10 protein-coding genes are annotated in these 9280 nt (G+C 45.3%); 7 read left to right on the forward strand and 3 right to left on the reverse strand.

Features of this window, described 5'->3' with window-relative positions; all coding sequences use genetic code 11:
- The first annotated feature begins 15 nt into the window (after positions 1-15).
- From flgJ to flgL, 3 genes are all read left to right on the forward strand, one after another.
- Entirely contained in the window at positions 16-1104 is a 1089-nt protein-coding gene (flgJ, locus tag BMX44_RS10230; protein ID WP_090632505.1) for a flagellar assembly peptidoglycan hydrolase FlgJ, read from the forward strand.
- A 68-nt stretch (positions 1105-1172) separates the two neighbouring features.
- Complete coding sequence (gene flgK, locus BMX44_RS10235; RefSeq protein WP_090632509.1) at positions 1173-3086, forward strand: flagellar hook-associated protein FlgK; 1914 nt, start codon at positions 1173-1175, stop codon at positions 3084-3086.
- A 25-nt stretch (positions 3087-3111) separates the two neighbouring features.
- Complete coding sequence (gene flgL, locus BMX44_RS10240) at positions 3112-4317, forward strand: flagellar hook-associated protein FlgL (protein WP_090632512.1); 1206 nt, start codon at positions 3112-3114, stop codon at positions 4315-4317.
- On the opposite strand, the gene BMX44_RS10245 is transcribed toward flgL, so the two are convergent.
- From BMX44_RS10245 to BMX44_RS10255, 3 genes are read right to left on the reverse strand one after another with little or no spacing between them, the layout of a single operon-like run.
- Positions 4314-4976, reverse strand: a complete 663-nt coding sequence (locus tag BMX44_RS10245; RefSeq protein WP_090632516.1) for a hypothetical protein — start codon at positions 4974-4976, stop codon at positions 4314-4316. The two genes, flgL and BMX44_RS10245, sit on opposite strands and share 4 nt — an antisense overlap.
- 37 nt (positions 4977-5013) lie before the next feature.
- On the reverse strand, positions 5014-5331 hold the full coding sequence (locus BMX44_RS10250; RefSeq protein ID WP_090632519.1) for an RnfH family protein: 318 nt from the start codon (positions 5329-5331) through the stop codon (positions 5014-5016).
- A complete protein-coding gene (locus tag BMX44_RS10255) occupies positions 5318-5755 on the reverse strand; it encodes a type II toxin-antitoxin system RatA family toxin (protein ID WP_090632524.1) in 438 nt (145 codons plus the stop codon). The genes BMX44_RS10250 and BMX44_RS10255 overlap by 14 nt, the downstream gene beginning before the upstream one ends.
- A gap of 101 nt (positions 5756-5856) precedes the next feature.
- On the opposite strand from BMX44_RS10255, the gene smpB reads away from it, so the two are divergent.
- From smpB to BMX44_RS10275, 4 genes are all read left to right on the forward strand, one after another.
- Entirely contained in the window at positions 5857-6300 is a 444-nt protein-coding gene (gene smpB, locus BMX44_RS10260; protein WP_090632585.1) for an SsrA-binding protein SmpB, read from the forward strand.
- 59 nt (positions 6301-6359) lie between these two features.
- A complete protein-coding gene (locus BMX44_RS10265; RefSeq protein ID WP_090632528.1) occupies positions 6360-7403 on the forward strand; it encodes a COX15/CtaA family protein in 1044 nt (347 codons plus the stop codon).
- Between the two features lie 689 nt (positions 7404-8092).
- Positions 8093-8599: a sigma factor gene (locus tag BMX44_RS10270; protein WP_090632532.1), complete on the forward strand. Its 507-nt coding sequence runs from the start codon at positions 8093-8095 to the stop codon at positions 8597-8599.
- A gap of 23 nt (positions 8600-8622) precedes the next feature.
- Positions 8623-9198 carry a FecR family protein gene (locus BMX44_RS10275; RefSeq protein WP_090632536.1) on the forward strand — a complete coding sequence of 192 codons (576 nt, stop codon included), beginning with the start codon at positions 8623-8625 and terminating at the stop codon, positions 9196-9198.
- Positions 9199-9280: the final 82 nt, after the last annotated feature.

The following is a 9280-nucleotide window of genomic DNA, read 5'->3' on the forward strand; positions in this document are numbered from 1 at the left end:
CCCAATAACTATCTTATGATGAATTCGTCAGACATCAGCAACAGACTTGCCATCGACAGTAAAAGTGTTGATCATCTTCAGCTACTGTCAAAACAGGACTCAAAAGCAGCATTGCACGAGGCCGCAAAACAATTTGAAGCATTATTTCTACAAATGCTGATAAAAAGCATGCGGGATGCAACGCTGAAAAGTGGCCTGACTGACAACCAGCAGACGCAGTTTTATACTGAGATGTACGACCAGCAACTGGCCCAAACCATGTCTTCAAAAGGTATCGGTCTTGCCGATATCATGGTTGAACAACTCACCAGGGCCAATGGTAACGGTCAGAACCCTGAAGTGCCTGAGAACACTGTTTCACAAGGTGGAACAGGTTTTGTTCCAAACGACCGGTCAATTATTCCGAATGAATCTCAAGAGAGCATGGCGGCTGGACCGATTGTTCATCATGGGTCCGATATTAATGCGGCTGCCAAAGCCGCAGCTTATTCAGACATGTACACTGAACAGTCGACACCTGCAGTTGACAAGTCTGATCTTCTCTGGCCGGCAACGCATGACGTAAAGAAACCTGACGCAAGTATATCAACGAACAATACCGTAACCCATGAAGAACCAGCAAAATCCGGATCTGATAAAACGGCTGACTTTATCAATACACTGATGCCACATGCCAACAATGCTGCAGAGACGACGGGAATACCAGCACATTTTATGCTGGCACAGGCAGCACTGGAAAGTGGCTGGGGTAAATATGAAATACGCCACCCGGATAACTCACCCAGTCATAATCTGTTTGGTATAAAGGCGGGAAGCAGTTGGAAAGGCGAAACGGTTGAAACCATAACAACTGAATATATTAATGGGATACCACAGAAATCGATCGAAAAATTCCGCGCTTATAGCTCATACGAAGAAGGTTTCCGCGATTACGCAAATCTACTGTCCAATAATCCGCGGTATGAAAACGTGCTTAACTCCGAAAATGCCGCAGATTTTGCACATGGATTGCAACGCGCCGGTTATGCAACCGACCCACAGTATGCAGACAAGCTGCTGCGCATTTTAAACACATCGATTTTATACAACCAGGAGTCAATTTAATTTATTGTCAGGTTTGCCGTATAGTACATAACTCTTTTAATTTTTAAGTTCTTATAATATCTATAGCGATGGGAAGTATTTTAAACTCAGCCATTTCCGGTTTAAATGCGGCACAGGCCAATCTCCAGACAACGAGCCACAACATCGCCAATGCCGATACGCCCGGTTATACCCGCCAGAAAGTAATACAAAGCACCAACGTTCCTCAACCTACCGGGGCTGGTTTTATTGGAAGCGGCGTAAATGCTTCAACCGTGCAACGTATCCATAATCAATTTTTGACAACCCAGTTATTACAGGTACAAACGCAAAGTAGTCAACTGGAAAACCATTACAATCAAATCAAACAGATTGATAATCTACTGGCCGACCCGGTCTCGGGGTTGTCACCCGCACTGCAGGATTTTTTCGGCGGCGTTAATGATGTGGCAGCAAACCCCTCGTCAGTCCCCTCCCGTCAGGCTATGATCAGCAATGCCAACGCACTGTCATCACGTTTCCACAGCCTGGATCAACGACTGTCGGAAATGTATCAGGCAGCCAATACTGAAGTCAGCAGCAGTATTGGAGAGATCAATTCGTTGGCAAAACAGATTTCAGAACTTAATCAGAATATATTGATAGCCGAAGGATCTGCGGGCGGTCATTCGGCTAATGATCTGCTGGATCAACGAGATAGCCTGATTAATCAACTCAGCAAGCTGGTTAACACGGAAGTAGTCAAACAAAATGACGGGTCGGCAAATGTCTTCATCGGTACAGGCCAGGCCTTGGTTGTTGGTAACCAGGCGATGTCACTCAAAGCAATGATATCACCAGAAAATCCACAAAAAATGTCTATTGGCCTGGTCAGTGGCAATAAGACCTTTCTTTTGCCTGAAGATCTGATTCATGGTGGCAGTCTGGGTGGCATACTGGCTTTTCGTAATGAATCATTGAATGAAGCGCAAAACTCACTGGGACGAATTGCAATCAACCTGGCCCAAAGATTTAACGATCAACACAAACTGGGCATGGATCTAAACGGAAATCTTGGCACCGATTTTTTTTCGGTACCCCAACCACAGATTTTCTCTCATGCAACGAATAACCCGGCCTCTAGCGTTACTGCCGACATCAGCAATGTCGGCGCACTGTCAACAAGCGATTATCAATTCACATACGATGGTGCAAACTATACATTGACTCGTTTATCTGACAACCAGTCAGTCAGTACTGTCGCCCCACCATCGGCCGGCTCACCGTTGATAATGGATGGTTTAAGGATCAGCGCCGCCACGATTAATGCAAATGAACAGTTTCTAATTCAACCGACGATCAATGGTGCCAAAAATATTGCAGTCAATATTTCTGATACTGCAAAAATTGCAGCCGCAACACCTGTACGCACCGAATCGGCGCTAACAAATTCGAGCAATGCCACTATCAGCCAGGGCAGCGTCAATCCATTGCCATTGGATTCAAATCTGCAACAACCCGTCACCATAACCTTTCATTCGCCCTATGATGGTCAATTTGACGTTGCCGGCACTGGATCCGGATTGCCCGCAGCCAATCAGGTCTTTACAGAAGGTGCAGATATCAGTTTTAACGGTTGGACTGTCCAGATTAACGGTCAACCTGCTTCGGGCGACGTGTTTACAATCAAGCCCAATCTTAATGGCAGCGCAGACAATCGAAATGCATTGCAACTTGCCGGTTTACAGACACAAAATACAATGGCTGGTGGTACTGCCTCTTTTCAGGAAGCCTATGGCCAGATGGTAAGTATGGTAGGCAACAAAACCCGCGAGCTTGAAGTCACCAGTAAGGCACAAAGTAATCTGGTAACACAAACCGAGCAATCTATTCAGGCAATATCAGGCGTCAATCTGGATGAAGAAGCAGCAAATTTACTGCGCTATCAGCATGCGTTTCAGGCTTCAAGTAAGGTAATCGAAATCAGTGGAACGCTTTTTGATTCGATTTTACGAATTGGTTAAAAAGCATTTGTAAAAGGATAACAAAATGCGTGTCAGTACAAATGGAATCTATGAAGCTGGAACATCTGCTATCTTGCAACAGCAGGAAGCGTTGATTAAAACACAACAGCAAATTTCTACCGGCAGACGCATTCTGACGCCAGCCGATGATCCGATTGCAGCAGCCCAGGCATTGAATCTCTCTCAATCCGCATCGCTTAATTCGCAGTATTCTGTCAATCGAGGCCATGCACTGGCATCACTAGGACTCACTGAAACGACATTAAAAAATGTCACATCAAATCTTCAGGATATCCGTCAAATTGCAGTTAATGCAGGCAATCCTTCACTTACTGATACCGACAGAAAAAGCCTTGCCACAGAATTACGGGGCCGTTTTGAAGCCTTTCTCGGACAGGCAAATATTACGGACGGTTCTGGTAATTACCTTTTTTCAGGTTTTCAGGAAAGCACCAAGCCATTTTCACATCAGGGACTAAACGTACAATACAACGGCGACCAGGGACAACGGCTTAGCCAGGTAGGGTCAACTCGTCAAATTGCCGTCAGCGATTCCGGCGCGGATATTTTTGAACGAATCAAAAATGGCAACGGTATTTTTACAACCGCTGCTAATGCCACCAATACCGGCAGTGGTGTGATCAACGCAGGTACGGTTATTTCGCCCGCCAGTCTGACCGGACATCAATACGATATTTCATTTTCTGTTACAGCGGGGGTAACTACGTATGACGTAGTAGACACCACAACCGGAGCAACACTCTCGACAGGTAACTCTTTCTCAAACACCAGCACTATCAGCTTTGACGGCCTCGAACTCAGCATCACCGGTGAACCGGCAAACGGTGATATTTTTACAGTATCGCCCAGTTCGAATCAGAGTATCTTTAAAACAGTAGGGGACCTGATTACGGCATTAGAGACACCTTCAAGCGGTCAGCCCGGCTCCAGATTAACCAATGATCTAAATTCTGCGTTGCAAAACCTGGACAACGGCTTGGAAAAAATTCTTACTACACGTGCATCGGTCGGTGCGCGGCTGCAGGAGCTGGAAGCGCTTGAATCACTCGGCGGCGATCTTGAAATTCAATATGAACAACGGCTATCGGAATTACGGGATGTCGATTACGCCAGGGCAATCTCGGACTTCAATAGACAGCAGGTTTACCTGGAAGCCGCGCAAAAAACTTTTTCCACTGTTTCCGGTTTATCCTTATTCAATTTTATTTAATCATCCAAACGATAAGATATCTCAGATGGCGGCGTTAAAATACGCGGAACTTTGACGGCCTCTGTTTCCTGAAAAATGGGCACAATCGTCTCAATAAACGGAAACATCGCAGTAGTCCCGGAGGTTTGGACAAAACCTCTGTTATGAATTATTTTTTTTAGCATAAAAGACGCCGTCTGAGCATCATATTCCAGAAATAGCGTATTGGAAATCGGCTGGACCCGGCTTGTGGTGAATGAAGAAAATGCGCCTCTAGACGCACTTAAATCCGTATAAATCGAATCCACGATTATAACAAGACTTCTTCCATCAATATGCGCTGTCGCATCAATACGATCAAGTTTTACAGGTAACCCCAATGAGCCGGCTGTATCAGGCGTGCCAATAAAACCGATAGCAGTATCACTGTCTATACAAATATCCTGACTGTTATCTATAAACCTCGGCAAACCACCTGAGAGACTCAGACGCACCATGCCATCATCGAGTATCTCGATAACATCAAAACGACTTACGACTGGTGTTACTGTCGGTGTTGGGTCGTTTGCATTAACGGCATTCAAACATTCAAAACCCGAATAGGAAATGGATTGCGCCAGACTAATCGCTGAAAACAAAGCTGTAATACAAATCAACGCTGTAATCCGCAGTGCTTTCATATCCAATCCTCATTCAAAATGTCATAGACGGTATGAACTATCGCTGTTTTCGCTTTACGCGCAGTCTTCTTGCTTCTTTCGGATCAATCCGCAGAGAGCGGTAAATTTCTATACGGTCAAACGGCCGTAAAACAGTGTCAAGATCAACAAACTTACTGAAGATACCTAACCGGTTTTCATTTAAATCTATATCAGGAAACTGATCCGTCATTCTGGAAAGCCGAATCGCCTGCTCAACGGTTGTACCCACGGGCACCTGTAACGTTCTAAGATATTGGTTTTCCGGCAAAGCATACACAATTTCGACTTCAATGCTCTCTGCCATCTTCCCGATGATCTGATCATCGGCTGCCATATATCGCTTCAGCGCGCTCAATAAAGGATTCAACAAAACTGTTGGCTATCATATGAAACACCGGGCCGACCAGTTTCTCCAGAATTTTATGGGAAAAGGTATAATGCAAGCGAAATTCTATTTTACAGGCTTCATCGGATAACGGTATAAAACGCCAATGCCCGTCAAGATGTTCAAACGGCCCGTCCAACAAGGTCATTTCGATAAGTTCCGGTGGCTTACGTTTATTCTCGGTAGTAAAGCTGTGTTTAACGTGATGATAATTGATTTTAACGGTCGCATGGGTCGTCGTATCATCCTGCGGATCAACCAAAGTACCGCCGCACCACGGAAGAAATTCCGGATACTGCTCAACTCTGTCAACCAGATTAAACATCTGCTCTGCCGAGTACTCAACTAAAACGGTTTTCTCTATTTCTGCCATAAAAGTAAATCACCTCTCCTTCTTCATATATGAGGTCTATTACTGAAAAACTGATAAAATACACAAAATTTAAAGAACAATCACCTTTTTTAATAAACTGCATGAGTATTATTCACAATAAAAAAGCCTTTCACGATTATTTTATTGAAGAAAAGTATGAAGCAGGCATCGTGCTGGAAGGCTGGGAAGTCAAAGCAATTCGAGCCGGACGCGTTCAATTAAAAGAAGCCTATATTATCATTCGTAATGGTGAATTATACCTGATCGGCTGCCATATCAGTCCATTGAAAACGGCATCAACGCACATACTGCCCGACCCGGTTCGCACACGGAAACTACTACTGCATTTGGAAGAAATCAAGCGACTTATCGGTAAGATCGAGCGGGCCGGCTACACGCTAATTCCATTGGACATGCACTATAAAACAGGTCGTATCAAGCTTGAAATCGGTCTTGCCAAAGGAAAAAAACAGCACGACAAACGGGAAACAGAAAAGCAAAAAGAATGGGAACGGGAACGTCAGCGACTCATACGTGCCAAATAAAAAACAAAAAAGAAACAAAAAACTTCCATTTATATTAAATTTTCATAACTAAACAATCCATGAACTCAGATAAAAAACCCATCGCAGCCTGGCTGTTGGTCTGCTGCGCACTTGTTTTCGCCATGGTTGTTGTCGGCGGCGTCACACGGTTGACCGACTCGGGCCTCTCTATTGTTGAATGGCAGCCACTGATTGGCACCATACCACCGATTACTCAGCAAGACTGGGACGAATTGCTTGAAAAATACCGTTCATCGCCACAATACCAGCAGATTAACAAAGGCATGAGTGTTGATGAATTCAAAAACATTTTCTGGTGGGAATACTTTCACCGCCTGCTCGGTCGGCTCATCGGTCTAGTATTTTTTGTACCATTCATTTATTTTCTGTTCACAAAAAAAATCGACAAACCACTTGGCTATAAACTCGCCGGCATTTTCGTTCTGGGCGGACTGCAGGGCTTTATGGGCTGGTACATGGTCATGAGCGGTCTGGTCGATAATCCACGTGTCAGCCAGTACCGTCTCACCGCGCATTTGGGTCTGGCATTTATCATCTTTGCATCTTTGCTCTGGGTGGCACTGGGAATATTGTCGCCAAACAATAACACAGCTGCGGCCAATCAGAATACCGACACATTGAAAGGACTTCGCCGCTTTGCCTATGGATTATCATGGCTAATTTTTATCATGGTGTTATCAGGAGGATTTGTTGCGGGGATACGTGCGGGCCTGGCTTACAATACTTTTCCATTGATGAATGGTCATCTGGTTCCACCGGATCTTTTCGTACTCGAACCCTGGTACCGCAATTTTTTTGAAAACATGACGACAGTGCAATTCAACCACCGTCTGATTGCCTGGGTACTTATATTTTCGGTGCCCCTGCTCTGGTTCAAAGCCATTTTCAAATCCAGCCTGTCTGGAACCACACGCCTGGCGTGTCATGCCTTTTTGCTGATGCTCGCAATCCAGGTCAGCCTTGGTATTACCACGCTACTGCATGCAGTACCGATTAATCTGGCCGCCACGCATCAGGGAGGGGCAGTTTTATTATTCGCCGCTTCGCTCTGGGTTAGTCACCAGTTTCGCAAGTCAGGTTAAAAACAAAACGGTTACAGCCGTTGCTGATAAATCAATATTTCATGCCGAATCAATACGAAAACAAATGAAAAAGATCTATCTGAAAAATTGGCACCAGACCCCGGTGGCGTGTTCATGCATCAAGCAGTCCGTGATTAAAACTATTTACTGTGCACAGCGTCAGTAATCTAAAACCGGCCGCTATAACGCAACCGGCACACGCCTGAATATTTATTCTCTGCAGGTTAATCATGAATCTGGTCGGCCCGCAGGGAATGACTCGTTATCTGACGCGACAATTTGTCACATTCCCAAATTGCTATTTCGCAGTGATAATGCAGTTATCGTTTATTCAATACAAATATATACAGGCACAACCACTCACTCTAAACACTTGCTTTCTCATGCTCTGCTTTACAAAAATTGTTATAAAACCTCGTCTCCAACACCAGTAGTACTCCCATTCAGATTACTTAACCTCCTGCTGCACACGCCCGTTTTACATATACCTTTGTAAAGCGGGCGTTTTTTATAAGTGCCTTGGCATCAGACCAGCAGAAGCAGTTTGCTGAGCAATAATATCAGTTCAAAAACGGTTAGTTACTTACCAGAAGAACACGATCATATTCCAACAAGTGCGACAATATGCCGCATTCCAATCGACAGGCCTCACACGGATAATACGCAGCATTTAAACTTTTTCCAGAAACATGTCGCAACCTGTATTTAGCCGTCATAAAGAAACTGTATGGTTATCGGACAGTGCAACCGAATCAGACAATATTTCTGCTGTTACTGATATTGAAAACTTATATCGAAATCATCACAGATGGCTGTTGACATGGTTGCGACAGAAACTAAATTGCGGACACAAGGCGGCAGATGTCGCAGACGATACCATTGCCCGAATCCTCACTTTGTCGCACTTGCCCTGCCTGAGACGACCCAGAGCGTATCTGGCAACGACTGCGAAACGATTATTGATAGACCAGTCCCGAAGACAAAAACGCGTTGTGTCTGCTATGCAGATACTGGACAAGATTTGTAGTGCTTTGGCTGGACCGGCAGAAAAACCGCGCATGGTTTTTCTGCTGCATTATATCGAAGGCCAGACCCATTATGTCATCGCCGACACGCTCGGTGTATCCGACCGGATGGTACGCAAATACCTGGTGCAGACACTGGTGCACTGTTATCACTTTTATGAGTCGAAATAAATTGTTGCTGGGTTGTCACGATCATGCAATCAAATCAAGCGGAGCATACAGATTTAATCACTGACCCGATCGCCGAACAGGCTGCCGAGTGGGTCATCCGTTTATCGGATAATGATCTGTCCCCCGCTGACCACGCGGCGCTACTGGCTGAATTTGAACAATGGCAGCAGGTAAATCTGTGCCACGCAGAAGCTGCCAGTAAAATAATGACATTGATACGACAAACCGAACAATTACGCAATTCCGTACACCCGGCCTCCGCCCGTGCCGCCGCTGAAGCTTTTCTCTCGGGAAAACGCAGTCACTCACGCCTCAAGCATCCTGGCACGACCCTATTACTGGTAATTGCCTTGGTCATACCTGCCTGGCTTTTTTTTCAACACTACCCGCCTGAATATATGCTGGCGGATATGCGAACCAGTACCGGTCAATGGCAATCGCAAACGCTGACAGACAGCAGCACCATTGTACTCAGCAGCGCAAGCGCGGTTAATTTCAGCTTTAATTCTCAGCAACGCCGTCTCGAACTCGTTCGCGGTGATATTCAGGTCGATGTGGCCGCAGACCCGGAACGTCCGTTTCAGGTCCAGACTGTGTGAAAACCCAATTGGTTATATAATTTTACTTTCCAGTTAATTGGAGTATTCCATGAGTAGGTTCATTGAGGGCGAAGCACGGACT

Source organism: Nitrosomonas marina (assembly GCF_900110145.1).
GTDB lineage: Bacteria > Pseudomonadota > Gammaproteobacteria > Burkholderiales > Nitrosomonadaceae > Nitrosomonas > Nitrosomonas marina.